The organism is Microbacterium immunditiarum (assembly GCF_013409785.1).
Classification (GTDB): domain Bacteria; phylum Actinomycetota; class Actinomycetes; order Actinomycetales; family Microbacteriaceae; genus Microbacterium; species Microbacterium immunditiarum.
This window is the reverse complement of record NZ_JACCBV010000001.1, coordinates 2,771,816-2,788,286: the sequence shown is the minus strand read 5'-3', so window position 1 is coordinate 2,788,286 and position 16,471 is coordinate 2,771,816. Positions and strand designations below refer to the sequence as shown.

Annotated in this window: 17 protein-coding genes, 1 pseudogene and 1 other annotated feature; of the genes and pseudogenes, 10 read left to right on the top strand and 8 right to left on the bottom strand. The window is 70.1% G+C overall.

Annotated features, from left to right (window positions below; genetic code table 11):
* Positions 1-40 precede the first annotated feature (40 nt).
* The 3 genes and pseudogenes from BJ991_RS13035 (at position 41) to BJ991_RS13025 (ending at position 2,729) form a co-directional block, all read left to right on the top strand.
* Positions 41-1,274: pseudogene (locus tag BJ991_RS13035) on the top strand (IS3 family transposase).
* Positions 319-432 (top strand) — a sequence feature (AL1L pseudoknot). (Overlaps the previous pseudogene by 114 nt.)
* Positions 1,275-1,607: 333 nt before the next feature.
* The gene (locus tag BJ991_RS13030) at positions 1,608-2,234 is read left to right on the top strand and encodes a hypothetical protein (RefSeq protein WP_179490637.1); all 627 of its coding nucleotides are present in this window, start codon (positions 1,608-1,610) and stop codon (positions 2,232-2,234) included.
* A 24-nt stretch (positions 2,235-2,258) separates the two neighbouring features.
* Entirely contained in the window at positions 2,259-2,729 is a 471-nt protein-coding gene (locus tag BJ991_RS13025; protein WP_179490635.1) for a hemerythrin domain-containing protein, read from the top strand.
* Here BJ991_RS13025 and BJ991_RS18470 read toward each other — a convergent pair.
* Genes BJ991_RS18470 through BJ991_RS13010 form a run of 3 tightly spaced genes read right to left on the bottom strand, consistent with a single transcriptional unit; the run spans position 2,668 to position 4,137 of the window.
* Positions 2,668-3,126, bottom strand: coding sequence for an integrase core domain-containing protein (locus BJ991_RS18470; RefSeq protein ID WP_343048758.1), 459 nt, complete (start codon positions 3,124-3,126; stop codon positions 2,668-2,670). The two genes, BJ991_RS13025 and BJ991_RS18470, sit on opposite strands and share 62 nt — an antisense overlap.
* Complete coding sequence (locus tag BJ991_RS13015; protein WP_179490633.1) at positions 3,123-3,566, bottom strand: hypothetical protein; 444 nt, start codon at positions 3,564-3,566, stop codon at positions 3,123-3,125. The genes BJ991_RS18470 and BJ991_RS13015 overlap by 4 nt, the downstream gene beginning before the upstream one ends.
* Before the next feature lie 4 nt (positions 3,567-3,570).
* A complete protein-coding gene (locus BJ991_RS13010) occupies positions 3,571-4,137 on the bottom strand; it encodes a peptidase M23 (protein ID WP_343048757.1) in 567 nt (188 codons plus the stop codon).
* Between the two features lie 366 nt (positions 4,138-4,503).
* On the opposite strand from BJ991_RS13010, the gene BJ991_RS13005 reads away from it, so the two are divergent.
* The 5 genes from BJ991_RS13005 (at position 4,504) to BJ991_RS12985 (ending at position 9,029) form a co-directional block, all read left to right on the top strand.
* Positions 4,504-5,154: a hypothetical protein gene (locus BJ991_RS13005; protein ID WP_179490631.1), complete on the top strand. Its 651-nt coding sequence runs from the start codon at positions 4,504-4,506 to the stop codon at positions 5,152-5,154.
* Between the two features lie 40 nt (positions 5,155-5,194).
* Positions 5,195-5,638 carry an Hsp20/alpha crystallin family protein gene (locus BJ991_RS13000; RefSeq protein WP_179490629.1) on the top strand — a complete coding sequence of 148 codons (444 nt, stop codon included), beginning with the start codon at positions 5,195-5,197 and terminating at the stop codon, positions 5,636-5,638.
* Between the two features lie 85 nt (positions 5,639-5,723).
* Positions 5,724-6,200: a VOC family protein gene (locus BJ991_RS12995; protein WP_179490627.1), complete on the top strand. Its 477-nt coding sequence runs from the start codon at positions 5,724-5,726 to the stop codon at positions 6,198-6,200.
* Positions 6,197-7,351: a PQQ-dependent sugar dehydrogenase gene (locus BJ991_RS12990; protein WP_179490625.1), complete on the top strand. Its 1,155-nt coding sequence runs from the start codon at positions 6,197-6,199 to the stop codon at positions 7,349-7,351. Before BJ991_RS12995 ends, BJ991_RS12990 begins: the two co-directional genes overlap by 4 nt.
* A gap of 37 nt (positions 7,352-7,388) precedes the next feature.
* On the top strand, positions 7,389-9,029 hold the full coding sequence (locus tag BJ991_RS12985) for an acyl-CoA dehydrogenase family protein (protein ID WP_343048756.1): 1,641 nt from the start codon (positions 7,389-7,391) through the stop codon (positions 9,027-9,029).
* A 21-nt stretch (positions 9,030-9,050) separates the two neighbouring features.
* Here BJ991_RS12985 and BJ991_RS12980 read toward each other — a convergent pair whose 3' ends face one another.
* Positions 9,051-10,145, bottom strand: a complete 1,095-nt coding sequence (locus BJ991_RS12980; protein ID WP_218852940.1) for an endonuclease/exonuclease/phosphatase family protein — start codon at positions 10,143-10,145, stop codon at positions 9,051-9,053.
* Positions 10,146-10,237: 92 nt separating this feature from the next.
* Here BJ991_RS12980 and BJ991_RS12975 point away from each other — a divergent pair, with 92 nt between their 5' ends.
* Entirely contained in the window at positions 10,238-11,446 is a 1,209-nt protein-coding gene (locus BJ991_RS12975) for a glycoside hydrolase family 3 N-terminal domain-containing protein (RefSeq protein ID WP_343048755.1), read from the top strand.
* 68 nt (positions 11,447-11,514) lie between these two features.
* Here the strand turns inward: BJ991_RS12975 and BJ991_RS12970 are convergent, their stop codons facing one another.
* The 4 genes from BJ991_RS12970 to BJ991_RS12955 form a co-directional block, all read right to left on the bottom strand.
* Positions 11,515-12,417 (bottom strand): 3-methyladenine DNA glycosylase, encoded by a 903-nt coding sequence (locus tag BJ991_RS12970; RefSeq protein WP_343048754.1) that lies wholly within the window; start codon positions 12,415-12,417, stop codon positions 11,515-11,517.
* 43 nt (positions 12,418-12,460) lie between these two features.
* Positions 12,461-13,174: an SOS response-associated peptidase gene (locus tag BJ991_RS12965; protein WP_179490623.1), complete on the bottom strand. Its 714-nt coding sequence runs from the start codon at positions 13,172-13,174 to the stop codon at positions 12,461-12,463.
* Between the two features lie 78 nt (positions 13,175-13,252).
* A complete protein-coding gene (locus BJ991_RS12960) occupies positions 13,253-14,290 on the bottom strand; it encodes an App1 family protein phosphatidate phosphatase (RefSeq protein ID WP_179490622.1) in 1,038 nt (345 codons plus the stop codon).
* A 4-nt stretch (positions 14,291-14,294) separates the two neighbouring features.
* Positions 14,295-15,047: a VTT domain-containing protein gene (locus tag BJ991_RS12955; RefSeq protein ID WP_179490621.1), complete on the bottom strand. Its 753-nt coding sequence runs from the start codon at positions 15,045-15,047 to the stop codon at positions 14,295-14,297.
* A gap of 96 nt (positions 15,048-15,143) precedes the next feature.
* Here BJ991_RS12955 and pabB point away from each other — a divergent pair, with 96 nt between their 5' ends.
* On the top strand, positions 15,144-16,448 hold the full coding sequence (gene pabB / locus BJ991_RS12950; protein ID WP_343048752.1) for an aminodeoxychorismate synthase component I: 1,305 nt from the start codon (positions 15,144-15,146) through the stop codon (positions 16,446-16,448).
* The last annotated feature ends 23 nt before the right edge of the window (positions 16,449-16,471 follow it).

Here is a 16,471-nt window from a genome sequence, read left to right as displayed (position 1 = left end):
GTCTGGTGGAGGCTCCTGACATCCCGAAAGGATGAGGAGCATGCCGAAGTTGAAGAAGTATCCGCCGGAGTTGAAGGAGCGTGCTGTTCGGCTGGTGCTCGCTGCGCGTGACGAGGACGGTGGTCGCCGCGGCGCGTGCACTCGGGTCGGGCAGCAGCTGGGGATATCGCCGGACACGCTGCGCGGCTGGGTGCAGCGCGCCGAGGTGGACGGTGGTCTGCGACCGGGCCGGTCCACGGACGACGCCGAGCACATCGCGAACCTCGAGCGTGAGGTGCGTGAGCTGCGGCGGGCGAACGCGATCCTGCGCAGCGCGTCGGCTTTCTTCGCGGCGGAGCTCGACCGCCCACACAGCTGATGGTCGATTACATCGACGCGCACAAAGCCGAGTTCGGGGTCGAGCCGATCTGCCAGGAGCTGCCGATCGCCCCGTCGACGTACTACGCGTCCAAGAACGCGACGCCGTCCGCGAGAGCGGTCAGCGACGAGGCGACGCTCACCGAGATCCGCCGGGTGCACTCTGAGAACCTCGGCGTCTACGGCGTCCGGAAGGTGCATGCCCAGCTGCGCCGAGAGGAGCACCCGGTCGCTCGTTGCACCGTGGAACGGCTGATGCGGCGCGATGGACTGCGCGGCGTGATGCGGCGGCGAGGACCGGCACCACCGTCCCCGGCGACCCGGAGCTGCCGCTGGACCTCGTCGAGCGGGCGTTCACGGCGACCACGCCAGATCAGCTCTGGGTCGCGGACATCACCTACATACGCACGTTCGCCGGCTCGGTCTATGCGGCGTTCGTCGTCGACGTGTTCTCCCGGCGGGTGGTCGGCTGGCAACTGTCGACGAGCCTGCGAACCGACCTCGCCCTGGATGCCCTCGAGATGGGCATCTGGACCCGTCAGCGCGACGGACGCGATACAACGGGCCTCACCCATCACAGCGACAGAGAAGTGCAATATCGAGCGATCCGCTACACCGAGCGGCTCGCGGAAGCCGGCGCGGTCGCCTCGGTCGGATCCCGCGGCGACAGCTACGACAACGCCCTCGCCGAGGCGTTCAACTCGCTCTTCAAAGCCGAACTCGTCCGCCACCGCGGCCCCTGGCGCTCTATCGACGACCTCGAGTTCGCGGTCGCCGAATACATCGACTGGTTCAACCATCGCCGCCTGCACGGCGCCATCGGCATGATCCCTCCCGTCGAAGCCGAACAGCATCACAACGATTCACACCAAGCCCCCGTACGCGACAGCGAACGGGTCACACCGAGCCTCCGATAGACCCGGGGCGCAACACCCTCGCGCCGCTGGGGAGCCGAGGACGCCGGGCTGGTCGGCCGCTACGCGCGCTGGCATCTTCTGCGGCACCTGCGCCGATCGGCGGAACGCGGAGAGCTGACCAAGGCGGCGATCTACGGCGCCCGCACGAAAATCAACGGAGCCGTCTGGCTCGGCCGGTGGGCCACCCAGACCGGCACCACGATCACCGGCCTGACGCAACCCCAACTCGAGTCCTACCTCGCTGAGCATCCCGGCGCGCAACTGTCAGCAGCGCTTCGTCGCCTGGATCAGCAGATCAGGGTCGAACAGGACGTCACGATCCCGTGGCGGGGCATGACCACACCCGAAGTGATCGTCGCCGATGCCGACCGCTGGGAGCAGATCAACAGGCTGCTCCACGACGACGCCATAGTCCTCTACGCGCGGATCGGCGGCCTGTTCACTCTTCTGTTCGCCCAGCCATTTCAGACGATCGTCGGGATGCGCGCCGAGCAGATCACCCTCGACGATGACAAAGTCACCGTCGCCTTCGACACCGTTCCCGAGATGCCGCCGGGTCTGGACGACCTGATCCGCCGTCACCTCACCCGCCCTGGCACCCCGTCGATCGCGAGCACCCACCACGGCTGGCTGTTCCCCGGCACGCACCCCGGACGCCACCTCGTCCGCGAGACCTTCCGCGGGCGACTCGTGGCAGCGGGCGTCCGCCCCGGCGACTCTCGCCACGCCGCGACGTTCTCTCTCGCCGGCCAAGTCCCCGCACGCGTCCTCGCCGAACTCATCGGCATCGCCGACAACACCGCCGTCAATGGGCCGCCCTCGCCGCCCGAGACTGGTCGGCCTACATCACCCAGCGCGAGCCCATACCCGGCACCTCGGATATCCTGGGGTGAGCGTCGCGTGCTGGTGGCAGGCAGTGTCAGGCATGGAGGCGTGGGATCTGAAGGAGCACGACGATGATCACGTCGTTCCCTTCGCCCTCTCGTGACTGAGGGCGAGAAGACCAGGCTCATCGCCTGGAGCAACGAACTGAAAGCCGTCCACGGGCGACTCCGCGAAGCACTCCGCGTGTCGCAGGCCGCCGCGAAAGCCAGCGAGCCAAGTGGGGCGTCGGCGCGCGAGCTATTGCTGTTCTGCCACGGCTTCTGCACCGCGCTGACCGGCCACCATGAAGGCGAGGACAGAGAGCTGTTCCCTGCCATCGCCACCGCACACCCTGGCCTCGCGCCGACGTTACGGAAGCTTGAGCAGGATCACTCGATGATCGCCCAACTCGTCGCGGCCTTGGAGGCCGCCACCGAGCGCGGCTTGCCTTCGGACAAGCTCGAAGCGCATCTGGAAGGGATCGCCGCCATCATGGAATCCCACTTCCGGTACGAGGAACGTGAACTCCTCACCGTTCTCGAAACCCTCGCGCTGGACGCCGATCCCAGCGACGTTCTCGGACCCCTATAGAGCCCGCACTCAATAACGCACGTCCGCCAACACGTAGCGGGAGTGGCGGGCGCGGCAGCACCACTTCTCTGACAGAAGAGAGGCGGTGCCGGGTGGGTCGGTGTCGATGCGGGTGATGAGCGCGGGGACGGGGACAAGTGTCCCGCGTCAAGTAGTTGGCAGAATTTCTTCTCCTTTCAAAGGTGGGGATGGTGGGGTCGGCCATGCCCAGGTGGACCTCCATCGGCCGGTTCCAGGCGATCGCCTCGTCAGGGCGCTCGGTGTTGTACTCGACCCGGTAGTCCTCGGCCCGCTCGATCAGCGTCAACGCGTCGGGGATCCTGTCGAGGAACAGTCGCTCGTACTTCAGCGTCCCGAAGCCGCGTTCGCGTGACCCGTTCTGCCCCGGCGACTTCACCCTAAGGACGCCGCGAGACTCCACCGCATCCGATCAACGGCCGCCTCGAGGTTCCGGAAGCCGGCGACGACGGCAGACGTGGTTTGCCGCTGCTCCCCGATCGTTGCGAATGTCGGCTGCCGCTGCGCCTCGTACACGAGCGCGTCGAGCTTCGCGACGATGTCGCCCTGCCGTTGCTCGACGACAACGGTGTCCAACTCGACGGGGAAGTGCGCGACGTCCGCGGTGAGGGCGTCGAGGGAGATCAGCTCTTCGACGACGCTCCTTTGCTGCGCAACGTTGGAGAGGGCGAGGATCGACTGGTTGTACAAGCCCAGGCTCGCGTACGCGGACTCGATCGCCGACCAGAACGGTGAGAACGCCCCATCCTGGTGTGTGACGACTGCGCGCTGGTACCACCGCTCGGCGGTGGCGAGCGAGCCCGACCATCGGCCGGGCACTGTCTCACTCGCCGCAGCCGACGCCGCGGTCGCGCAGTTCGTCCACGACGCCGACGGCGCTGTCCCAATACTTGGCGTAGTGGCCCGGGTCTCGATTGATCTGGGTGCGGTGGGCGACGATCGTGGGTTCGAGCTGCTGGCGCTCGGGATCGGGCACCTTCCGGAGCATCGCGTGGAAGAAGATGGTCGCCGAGGCGTACGGGTCGAGGCGCTGCTCGCGGGTTCCCCAACCGTCCTGCTGCTGGAAGAGCCCGATCGAGGTGGTGGGGGATCCGTCGGGGTTGGTCACTCCGCTGGTCTCCCAGTCGCCGTAGTCGATGTTCCGAAGCGACGACTCACCCATGGCGGTCATGACGCCGATGGTCTGGTCGCGGATGCCGAGGCCCAGGTCGCATGCGGCGGTGACGATCGTGCCGGCATTGGCGATCTGCGCGTCGTCGTACCACGTGTGCGGCTGTACGCCTTCGGGATCGGTCAGTGCGGTGCCGAGATCGTCGAGCCCGCTGCCGAGGCTGCGCAGCGACTGCGCCGCGAGTCCGACGATCGCGACGACGGCGGTGACCGCGGCCACGGTGAGAGTGGCCGCGGCGCTGAGCAGCGCGACCCGCCAACCGCGTGCGCGTGCGGCCTTGTGGCGGCGCCGCGTCGGGGTGGGACGGTGCCGCGGCGTGGGCTTGGCAACGGCTCGGCGCCGAGCTGCGAGTGCGGCGCGGCGTGTGCCGGAGGCCGAGTTCGCCGGACGCGCCATACATCGATTGTCGCAGGCGGATGCGTCGACGGATGCCGCTGCGGGACGTTCGGCCCGCGCCGGCTCCTCTCCCGCTCGTATCGTGCTGCTCGGCCGCAGCGAAGGGTGTCTCGATGAGTGACAAGCGCGTTGCCAGGCAGAGCGCCGGTCGCGACGAACGGGACCACTCCGCATCCGCACACGCACGATATGCCCCTCCGCCCCTGGCTCCTGCGCTGGATCGTCATCGTCACGCTCGGAGAAGCGCTCGGATTCGCCGTCCCCGCCGTGGTCGGCGTTCTCACCGTCGACACACCCGCGTTCATGCCGCTGATCCTCGCGGCGGGTGCGATCGAGGGCGTCCTGCTCGGGCTCGCGCAGTCGGTCGTCCTCGCGACGGTCATCCCGCGACTGCGTCGGCTCATGTTCATCATCCTGACCGCCGCGGGCGCCGTGCTCGCGTACGTGCTCGGTGTCGGGCTGTCCGCCTCCTCCGAGACATGGCTCGCCTGGCCGCTGGCGGCGCAGATCCTGTTGGTCGCCACCGTTGCGGGCGCCCTCTTGGCGACGATCGGCACGGCGCAGTGGATCGAGCTGCGGCGTCATCTGCGCCGCGCCGCATGGTGGATACCGGGCACGGCCGCGGCGTGGCTCATCGGGCTGGGGCTGTTCTTCGCGCTCGCGCCACCGCTGTGGCACGAAGGGCAGAGCATCGCCATCGCCATCGTGATCGGTATTGCGGCCGGCCTGCTGATGGCCCTCGCGATGGCGATCGTGACAGGACTCACGCTCCGCGCGCTGCTCACCGCGAGTCGACGGGACCATCGTCCCGGTCTCGAACCCGTCCGCGACGCACGCTGAAACAGGCAATGCATTCCCGTTCGAATCGAAGGAGACGACCATGGCACGCAACCTCGTGCGCTTCGACCCTTTGGCGGAGTTCAGCGCACTCACCAGGGATCTGTTCGACGGCGGCATCCGGGCTGCCAAAGCGGTGATGCCGACCACCGATGTCTACACCGAAGACGATGACAAGGCGTTCGTCGTCGAGGCGCACCTGCCGAACTTCGATGAGAGCGACGTGAGCGTCGATGTCGATCGCGGCGCGCTCGTGATCCAGGCTCAGCGCCACGAGAAGGAAGAGGACAGCAAGAAGAAGTATGTGATGCGCGAGTCGACCACGAGCTTCTATCGCAGCATCCTCCTGCCCGAACAGGCGGACGAGGCCGGGATCAAGGCCGTGTTCGACAAGGGCGTTCTCAAGGTCACGGTGCCGCTCACCGTGTCCGTCGCACCGCGGAGGATCCCGATCGGCGAAGGCGGGTCTGCCGCCGAATCCGCCTGATTCTGGGGGGCGCCGGCGTCGCTCGGGGGCGACGTCGGCGTCGCGCTCTCTTGCGCGGCACTGCGCGCAAGAGAAGTCTGAACCCATGAGCGATGTCACGCCGTTCCTGTGGTTCGACGACGATGCCGAGGAGGCCATCGCGTTCTACACCGAGCTGATCCCAGACTCGGAGATCGTGTCGGTCGGCAAGTACCCCGACGAGGTTCCGGGCATGGGCGGCAAGGTCATGCACGCGCAGTTCCGTCTCGCCGGGCGCGACTACTTTGCGATGGACGCGGGGCCGCAGTTCCCGTTCACCGAGGCGATATCGCTGTATGTGTCGTGCAAGAACCAGGACGAGGTCGATCGGTACTGGTCGGCGCTGACGGCCGACGGCGGCCAGGAGCAGCCGTGCGGCTGGCTCAAGGACCGGTGGGGCCTCTCGTGGCAGATCGTTCCAGACCGGCTCATCGAGCTCATCCGCGATCCCGACCCCGATCGTTCGCACCGCGCTGTGGAGGCCATGCTGACGATGACGAAGATCGACATCGCCGCGGTCGAGCGGGCGGCCGACGGCGGATGACGCGGGTTCGGCGCGCGCTCGCGGCGGTGGTCGTCGCCGCGCTGGTGGGTGCGGCATCCGCGTGCACCTCTTCGGCTCCTCCCCAGCCGGTGCCGCCGCCCGCGTCGCGCACACCGGTGCCGAGCGCGAGCCCGACGGCACCCGAGACGGCGGAAGGATGGTGGGCGCCGCAGGGCGCTCCCGAGACGCTCGCGACGGGGCTCCGATCGCCGTGGTCGGTGGTGCCGCTCGAGACCGGGGGAGCGCTCATCAGCCAGCGCGACGACGGGCGCATCATCGAGCTCATGCCGTCGGGCGAGCTGCGCGAGGCGGGGGTCGTCCCCGGCGTCGTGGCGGGAGGAGAGGCGGGGCTGCACGGCCTCGCGCTGCACGACGAAGGAGGTACGCGGTGGCTGTACGCCTATCACGGCGCATCCGACGACAACCGGGTTGTGCGGATGCCGGTCACCGGCGACCCCGGAGCGCTCGCGCTCGGCGCGCCGGAGGTCGTCTTCGCCGGCATCGCGCGCGCGGGCAACCACAACGGAGGGCGCATCGCCTTCGGCCCCGACGACATGCTCTACGTGACGACGGGCGACGCCGCGAACGGCGACTCGTCGCAGGATCCGAACTCTCCCAACGGGAAGATCCTGCGACTCACACCCGACGGCGACGCGGCGCCGGGCAATCCGCTCGGCAACGCCGTGTGGAGCCTGGGTCACCGAAACGTGCAGGGCATCGCGTGGACCGCGGACGGCACGATGTGGGCGAGCGAGTTCGGGCAGAACTCGTGGGACGAGCTGAATCTCATCGAGCCGGGTGGGAACTACGGCTGGCCGATCGTCGAGGGCGTCGGGGGCGACGGCCGTTTCGTCGAGCCCATCGCGACGTGGAGGACTTCCGAGGCGAGCCCCAGCGGCATCGCCTCCGTGGGCGACACCGTGTTCGTCGCTGGACTCCGCGGATCGCGTCTGTGGATCGTCGACACCGTGGCGGGGGCGGCCGCCCACGACCCGACCGCCGCGCTGGTGGGGGAGCAGGGCCGGTTGCGCGATGTCGTCGCCGCACCGGACGGATCGCTCTGGGTGCTCACGAACAACACGGACGGCCGGGGGTCGCCGCGCCCCGAGGACGACCTGCTGCTGCGCCTGCCGATCGCGCCGGCGGGCTGAAAGCGTCGCCGTGGGCGCACGACGGTACGGTGAAGTCGTGACCCACGAGGTGACCAACCAAGCGCCCCCGCGCGTCGACGTCGACGAATACACCCTCAACGCACCGCTTGTCGAAGCGGTGCGAGCGTTCGGTGCGGAGTGGGCGGATGCCACGCTCCGCGACGCCGGAGGCCTCGTCGGCTCCGGGGAGTTCCAGGCCGACGCCGAGCGCGCGAACACGCACGAGCCCGTGCTGCGCACGCACGATCGGTGGGGGCGCCGCCTCGACGAGGTCGAGTACGATCCGGCGTACCACCGCGTGATCCGTGAGGCGGTCGCGCGCGGTGCGCACACATCGGCGTGGCTCGAGCCCATGCCGGGATCGAGCGTCGCGCGGTCGGCGATGTTCATGCTCTTCGCGCAGGTCGAGCCGGGGCACGCGTGTCCGGTCTCGATGTCGCACGCGGCCATCGCGTCGCTGCACGAAGCCCCGGCGCTCGCCGCTGAGTGGCTTCCGCGCCTGTACTCGCGCGACTACGATCCACGGCTGCTGCCCGCCGCCGAGAAGCCGAGCGCCCTGTTCGGCATGGCGATGACCGAGAAGCAGGGCGGCTCGGACGTGCGGGCGAGCACGACGTCGGGCGAACATATCGGCGGCGACGAGTACGCGATCACGGGCCACAAGTGGTTCTGCTCGGCCCCGATGTCGGACGCGTTCCTCGTGCTCGCGCAGACGCGGCGCGCGGGCGGCGACGAGGGGCTGTCGTGCCTGCTCGTTCCGCGCGTGCTGCCCGACGGCACCCGCAACGCCTTCCGCATCCAGCGGCTCAAGGACAAGCTCGGCAACCGCTCGAACGCCTCGAGCGAGGTCGAGTTCGACGGCACAGTGGGCTCGCTCGTGGGTGAGGCGGGGCGGGGCATCCGGACCATCATCGAGATGGTGCAGCGCACGCGACTCGACTGCGTCCTGGGCACGGCCGCGGGCATGCGGCAGTCGGTCGCCGAGGCGGTGTGGCACGCGCGCGAGCGGTCGGCGTTCGGGCGCCGGCTCGTGGAGCAGCCCGCGATGACGGCGGTGCTCGCCGACCTCGCGCTCGAGTACGAGGCGTCGCTGCTGACGGGTCTTCGTCTCGCGCAGCTGTTCGAGGCCGACGCATCCGATCACGACATCGCGCTGCGCCGCCTGGCGACGCCCGTCGCGAAGTACTGGGTGTGCAAGCGCGGCCCGCACCACGCGTACGAGGCGCTGGAGTGTCTCGGCGGCAACGGCTACACCGAGGCGTTCCCTCTCGCGCGGCGCTACCGCGAGCAGCCCGTCATGGCGGTGTGGGAGGGTTCGGGCAACGTGATCGCGCTCGACGTGCTCCGCGCGCTCACGCGCGAGCCCGACGTCGCCGAGGCTTTCGCGGAAGAGCTCGCGACCACGCGGGGTGCGTCGCGCGTGCTCGACGCGCACGTCGAGCGCACGCTCGGCCTGCTGCGTTCCCTCGCGGGGACGGACACCGACTCGGCGCAGGCGCAGGCGCGGCGGCTGGCCGGAGACCTCGCGCTCGCGTTCCAGGGGTCGCTCATGCTGAGCCATGCGCCGCACAGCGATGCGGAGGCGTTCGTCGCCGCGCGCCTCGGCGACGACCGAGGCGCGCAGTACGGCGTGCTGCCGACGGGAACCGATGCCACGGCCATCGTCGCGCGGCACTGACCGCACGTCGTCGCGGCCGCGTCAGTCCGCCGCGAGCGGCTCGAGGTACTTGTCGGCGAAGTCGGTCGCGATCTCGACCCACAGCGGCGAGTGGTCGGACAGCTGCCACGTCCGCCACTGGCGGTACACCGACAGCACCTTCTTCGCGTCGGCGCCCTCGGGAATGCGCGACTCGAAGTACGGGCGGTAGGTCTCCAGGTCCTCGTCGCGGAACACGTCGCCGTACGGGTCGACGATGCCGCCCGTGACGACCTCGAAGCGGTCATCGCGCACGCGGGTCGCGATCTGGTCGTAGAAGTGGTCGCGATCGGGGATGTTGCGCCCGTCGATCGGCGCGGGCACCTCGAACCCGTGCTTGCGGAGAGCCTGCATCGTGCGGTGCTCCGGGCTCACGACGTTGAAGTCACCGAGCACGATGAAGTTCTCGCCGCCGGCCGACCCACCCGCCGCGCGCGAGGCCGAGTCCTGCCGCTTCGCGAGGAACGCCGCGAGACGGTCGATCTCGGCGATCCGCCGCTCGAGCTGTGCTCCGCCCTCGTCGCCGAAGTAGATGTGCACCGTGCACAGCGAGAACGAGAACCACCCCGACGCGAACGACACGAGGAAGGGGCTCCGCGCGAACTGGAGTCCGGGATCGTCGGAGCGCTCCGCGCCCTCGCCGGTCAGCCCCACGACGAGCTGCCCCTGCGGCAGCACGATCTCGCCCGCGATCCGGCGGAACCTCACTCGATCGCGGTTGAACAGGAACGCCATGCGCTCGTTGTTGCCGCCCGTGCCCTCAGTCACGTCGGTCGCGATGAAGTCCCAATCGGGACCGAGGATTCGCAGCAGCTTCTCGAGCGGGCGCAGGTCGCGGGTGACCTCCTGCACCGCGACGAGATCGAACGACGAGAGGATCTCGGCGATGTAGTAGAAGCTCTCGGGAAGCCGCGGACCCCACCCGAACTTGTTCGAGTCGAAGTCGCGGATGTTCCACGTCGCCAGCAGCAGGCTCCCGTCGTTGCGACGGCGCCGCAGTGGGGCGAGCGTGCGCCGCATGGCGAGCAGGCGGTCCGCACACCGCTTGGATGCGGTCTTGTCCGCGATGCGACGGATGCCGGTGTAGTCGTTCGACACGACGGTCCTCCCCAGAGTCGCTGGTGGTCCCGCTGTCGTAGAGGGATCACCGTGGCGCGATGATACCGCCGCGAGGCGCCTAGGCTGGATGGGTGGATCGGCGACGACGGCGGCTCGCGGCGGGAGCGGTGGCATCCGTCGTGGCGGCATGCGCCGGACTCACGCCAGGAGCCGGGTGGGCCGACGATCGACCCCCCGAAGGCGGAACGGTCGTCGTGCGTCCCGCCGACGACGGGGCGTTCGCCGCACGCGCCGCCGACATGGTCGCGGCGATGTCGACGCGCGAGCGGGCGGCGGGCGCGGTCATGGGGCAAATCCCGACGACGGATGCCGCGACCCTCGCGTCCTACATGGCGCAGACCGGCATCGGCGGATTCATCCTCATGGGCGCGAACATCCCCGGCGACGAGGCGTCGCTGCGCGCGATCACCACCGCCCTCACCCCCGATCCCGCCCTCCCGCCGCTCATCGCGGTGGACCAGGAGGGCGGCGACGTCACGCGGCTCGGCTGGGATCCGTTCCCGTCGGCGCTCGCGCTCAAGAACGAGCCGCCCGCCGCGACGCAGGACGCCTTCTCGGGGCGTGGCGCGATCGTGCTGCGGGCCGGCATCGGCGTGAACTTCGGCATCGTGGCCGACGTCGCCCCCGACGCGTCGAGCTTCATCTACCGCCGTGCGCTGGGAACGACGCCGCAGTCGAGCGCTGAGCGCGTGGCCGCGGCAGTTGCGGGCGAGGCATCCGAAGCTCTCTCGACCCTCAAGCACTTTCCGGGCCACGGAGCGGCGCCCGGCGACTCGCACACGCTCATCCCCGCGACGGCGATGCCCAAGGCGGAATGGGCCGCCGCCGACGGCGTTCCGTTCCGCGCCGGCATCGACGCAGGAGCCGAGTTGCTCATGTTCGGCCATCTCGCCTTCACGGCCATCGACGCGGCGCCCGCCTCACTCTCGGCGGAGTGGCATCGCATCGCGCGCGAGGAGCTCGGCTTCGAGGGGGTCATCATCACCGACGACCTCGGCATGCTGCAGGCATCCGGTATCGCCGAGTATGGCGACCCGGTCGCGAACGCCGTCACGGCCCTCGCCGCCGGCAACGACATGGTGCTCGCCGTGATGTTCACGACCGCCGACACTGCGGCGCGCGTCGTCGACGGCATCGTCGCGGCGGTCGAGTCGGGCAGGCTGCCCGCGGAGAGGCTCGAAGACGCGGCGACGCGTGTGACCGAGCTGCGGCTCGAGCTCGCGGCCGCGGGGCGCGGGCTGATGCCGTGCGGCGACTGCGAAGCGGTGAGCGCGGGGTAGGGGCGCTTCGTCTCGCTTTCGGCTCGCCCAGCGGCGGGGAAGGCGGCTCGCTCAGCGGACGGGGCGGATCAGCGGGTGGGCACAGTCGACCGTGCGTGGTCGAGCGCATCGAGCAGCCGCGCGCGCAGGGCCTGGCCGCGCTCGGCGAACCCTCGCTGCCTCCGCACGTACTCGGCCTTGCCCTCGGGCGTCTCGATCGCGACCGGCTCGTAGCCCCACGCGCGCAGGTCGTACGGTGACGCCTCCATGTCGAGCACGCGGATGTCGCGCGCGAGCTCGAACGCCTCGAGCAGCACCTCGCCGGGCACGAGCGGCCCGAGCTTGACCGCCCACTTGTAGAGGTCCATGCCCGCGTGCAGACACCCGGGCTGCTCCAGCTCGGGCTGCCGCTCGCGCGTGGGCGACTCGCTGTTGCGCGGCACCGCCTCGGGCGTGAAGAACCGGAAAGCGTCGAAATGCGTGCACCGCAGGTCGGCGGCTTCGACGACGGCATCCGTCCCAGCCTGCCCGAGTCTCAGCGGAACCGGATGCCTGTGCTCCCGTTGCCGGTACACCATCGCCCACTCGTGCAGGCCGAAGCAGCCGAACCGCCCCGCCCGCGCGGCCGTGAGCCGCAGGATGCGCTCGACGGTGCCCACGAGGTCGTGCTTCTCGGTCAGGAACGCCGCAGCGTCGACCACGAGCGAGCCACGATCGGACCCTTCGGCGTACCACCGCCACGTCGCACGAGGGGTGGCCGCGGCATCCGTCAGCTCGACGCCCGCACCCGGATGCCAGCGCCTCAGCACTCCCGGCTTGTACGAGTAGTAGGTGAAGAGGAAGTCCTCGACGGGGTGCTTCTCGCCCCGAGCCGCTCTCGACCGGTGCGCGCCGGTGAGCGCGTCGGCGCGCTCGACGTGCGCCGCCTCGACCGCGCGCCACGCGTCGCCACCCAGCCGCGTGCGCGGTTCGACGAGGGTCGGCGAAGTCACTTTTCCAGGGTAGGCGGCCGGTCCGTGCCGGCGCTGGGCGCGCTCACTCCTCCACCGGCTCGATGAGTTCGGGGGAGTTGTTGCGCACGTTGCCGACGGCTTTGCCGACGACATGGTTGTCGAGCGTGTCGGCGACCGCCGGGGCGGCGTCGATCGCGGCATCGAGCACGTCTCGCACGTTGTCGGTCGCGGTGTCGAGCCACGCGTCGGCGTGGTCGACATCGAGGAACAGCGGCATGCGATCGTGGATCGACCCGAGGTTGCCGATCGAGTCGCGCGTGAGGATCGTGAAGCTCAGCACCCACTTGTCGGGGTCGTCGTCGGGCTTGGCCGGGTCCTTCCACCACTCGTACAGCCCCGCGAAGAACAGCGGCGAGCCGTCGGCGGGGTGGATGTAGTGGGGGATCTTCTGGTCGCCCACCTTCTTCCACTCGTAATAGCCGGATGCCGGCACGATCGCGCGCCGCTTCTCGAGCGCCCGCCGGAACATCGGCTTGTCTTCGAGCTCTTCGGAGCGCGCGTTGAACGCGCGCGCGCCGATCGAGAGGTCTTTCGCCCACGCCGGGACGAGTCCCCACCGCGCGGGTTCGAGCCGGCGCGTCGGCGGGTCGGTCTTGGCCGAGTCGAGCACGATCGCGACGCGGCTCGTGGGCGCGATGTTGTACGACGGCTCGGGAAGGTCATCGCTCTCGACGTCGACCCGAAGCACGCCGACGAGCTCGGATCCGACTTCGGCCACGACGAAACGTCCGCACATGCGGTCAGCCTACGCGGAGCATCCGACATGCTCGCCCGGTTCGCTCGGGACGAGTACTCGCGCTCTCGCCGACCTCGGTCAGGTCTCGACGACGCCGACCCCTTCGAGCCGCTCGAGCAGCTCGCCGCCGTCGGCGCCCGTCACCCACGGGACGTCCGCGGCCGAGTGATCGTCGACGACGGTGCGGCCACCGGCGAGCACGGCCTCGGCGGGGGAGAGGCGGCGGATCGCGACGGCGGCGACGCGACCGGGATGCTCGCTCGTGAACGTCGTGTAGAGCTGGTCGTCGTGCTGACCGTCGTCGCCGATGAGCAGCCACCTCACGTGCGGGAACTCGGACGCGAGGCGCCTCAGGTTGGACGCCTTGTGCGCCTTGCCGCTGCGGAACCAGCGGTCGTGCGTGGGCCCCCAGTCGGTGAGCAGGATCGCGCCCGGCGGGAACAGGTGGCGCGTGAGGAAGCGCGTGAGCGTGGGCGCGATGTTCCACGCTCCGGTCGAGAGGTACACGACGGGGGCGCCCGGGTTCTCGCGCACGATGCGCTCCAGCAGCACCGCCATTCCGGCGACCGGCTGTCGCGCGTGCTCGTCGACGACGAACGAGTTCCATGCCGCGATCAGCGGACGGGGGAGCGCGGTGACCATGACGGTGTCGTCCACGTCGGAGACCACGCCGAACCGGACGTCGGGGCCGACGATGAACACGCGGGACTCGACCGGCTCCTGGCCCTCGACCGACATCATCACGGTCTGCCACCCGGGCTCGAGCCGCGCGGGAAGCACCGTGTCGATGACACCCCCGCGGTCGGCGACGACCTCGTGCGACACGTCGCCGATCGTGACGGTGACCTGTGCGAAGCCGATCGGCACCGCGACGAAGCTGCGCCAGCCGCGTACGCTCGCGTACTCGCCGGACTCGGTCTGCTTGACCGGGGGGACGATCATGACGCGCCCGACGACGCGCACCCAATCGGGACCGCCGTAGCCGGGGAAGGGCATCACGGTGGGACGCTGTCCGCGCTTGCGGGCGCGGCGCTCGCGCCACGCGTGGAAGCGGTACTCGAGTCGCGCGAGCCACAAGACCTTGGTCTCGGGGGCAGGGCTGGCGATCTCGGGCATCCCCTCAGTCTTTCACGTCCTCCTCGAACCCATCTGCACGCAGCACGGCGTCGCGGTCGTCCTCGAGGTCGGCGACGGCGTCTTCGACGGCAACGGCGGATGCCGCATCCGCCGTCTCATCACCGTCGAGGTGACGGCGCTCGAGGCGCTCGATGACCTTCTTCCCGATGAGGATGAGGGCGAGGAACAGCGCGATGACGCCCACGAAGATGTATCCCGCGAAGTGCAGCTGATCGGCGAGATTGCGGTAGGTGCCGGCGGCCGTCGCCGCGACCGACACGTACAGCACGGCCCACACGACGCACGCGGGCGCCGTCCACGCGAGAAAGCGGCCGTAGCGGTAGCCGCTCATGCCGACCGTGAGCGGAACGAGCGAGTGGAGCACCGGCAGGAAGCGCGACAGGAAGATCGCCGGCCCGCCGCGGCGCTGGAGGTAGCGCTCGGAGCGCTCCCAGTTGCGCTCGCCGATGCGCCTGCCCAGGCGCGAATGCCGGATCGCCGGGCCGAGCAGCCGGCCGAGCCAGAATCCGATGCTCTCGCCGATGAGGGCTCCAATGACGACCGTCACGACGAGCACGGCCGCTTCGAGCGGGGAGCCGACCGCCGTCGCCGCGACGATGACGACGGTGTCGCCGGGAACGAAGAGGCCGATCAGCACGCTGGTCTCGAGCATGATCGCGAGGCCGGCGAGGATGGTGCGCAGCACGGGATCGACGCTCTGCACGGTGTCGAGCAGCCACGTCAGAAACTCGTTCACGGAAAGAGACTACGGGTCGTCGAGGACGCTCTTATGGGAGTTCGCGGGGAGATCCCCGCGAGGACTCGGCCTCGCGCGACCCGTACCCTGGAGAACGTGTCGAAGGAGTACCCAGCCGTCCCGCTCGACGCCTGGGTCGATCCCGAGGCGGTGTTCTGCGCACTCGCCGACGGCGACGCCGACGTGTTCTGGCTCGACGCGGGCCCGACGGCATCATCGGGGTGGAGCTTCCTCGGCACGGGGCGGCGGGAGGAGCGTCTGGATTCGGTCCGTGACGTGCCTCTCGGCGGCCCGCGGCCCGGACGCGACGACGTGGCGCCGTTCCGCGGTGGCTGGGTGGGATGGCTGTCGTATGAGGACGCGGCCGCCCGTGCCGGCGCTCCCGCCGCGGAACCCGATCCTGTCGTGCCGCGGGCCGCGTGGCTGCGCGCAGACTCGTTCCTGGCGTTCGACCATGCGACGCGCCGGGCGTGGGCGGTGGGGGAAGAGACGGATGCCGCAGCCCTCGCCGCACTCGCGCGGAGCGCCGGCGCTCCGCATCCGGTCCGTCCGGCGCCAACGGCGGTCCAGGCGTCGGCCCGCCACCTCCCCGATGAGTACGCGGGGCTCGTTGAGCGCTGCCGCGACCACATCCGCGAGGGTGATGCGTACCAGCTGTGCCTCACGACCCGGTTCTCGCTCGACCGGCCCGTCGACGCGGTGGCGGCGTACCGCCGCCTGCGGTCCGCGACGCCCTCGCACCACGGCGGGTTCATCCGAGCCGGCGGTGTCGCGCTCGCGAGCGCGAGTCCCGAGCAGTTCCTCGAGGTCGAGGACGGGATCGTGCGCACGAAGCCGATCAAGGGCACGCGGCCGCGCGGGGTGACGCCCGACGACGATGTCGCGCTCGCGGCAGAGCTGCGCGCGAACGAGAAGGAGCGCGCCGAGAACGTCATGATCGTGGACCTCATGCGCAACGACCTGTCGCGCGTGTGCGAGCCCGGCTCCGTCGGCGTCGACGGCCTGCTGGAGGTGGAGTCGTATCCCGCGGTGCACCAGCTCGTGAGTACCGTGTCGGGGCGGCTCCTTTCCGGCACGACGCTCGGTGGACTGCTCGACGCGGCGTTTCCGGCGGGAAGCATGACGGGAGCGCCGAAGCTGTCGGCGATGACGATCCTGCACGAGCTCGAGCGCGGTCCTCGGGGAGTGTTCTCCGGGTGCTTCGGATGGGTCGGCGACGACGGCGCGCTCGACCTCGCGATGGTGATCCGGTCGATCGTCGCGCACTCGGGCGGCGCCTATGTCGGTGCGGGCGGCGGCATCACGTGGCGTTCGGAACCGCCGGCGGAGGTGGCCGAGGTCGGCATCAAGGCGCGCGCGCCGCTCGCGGCGATCGGCGCGACGCTCCCGCCCGGGTGGTGACGCGGCCCATCCCCGGGAAGGCG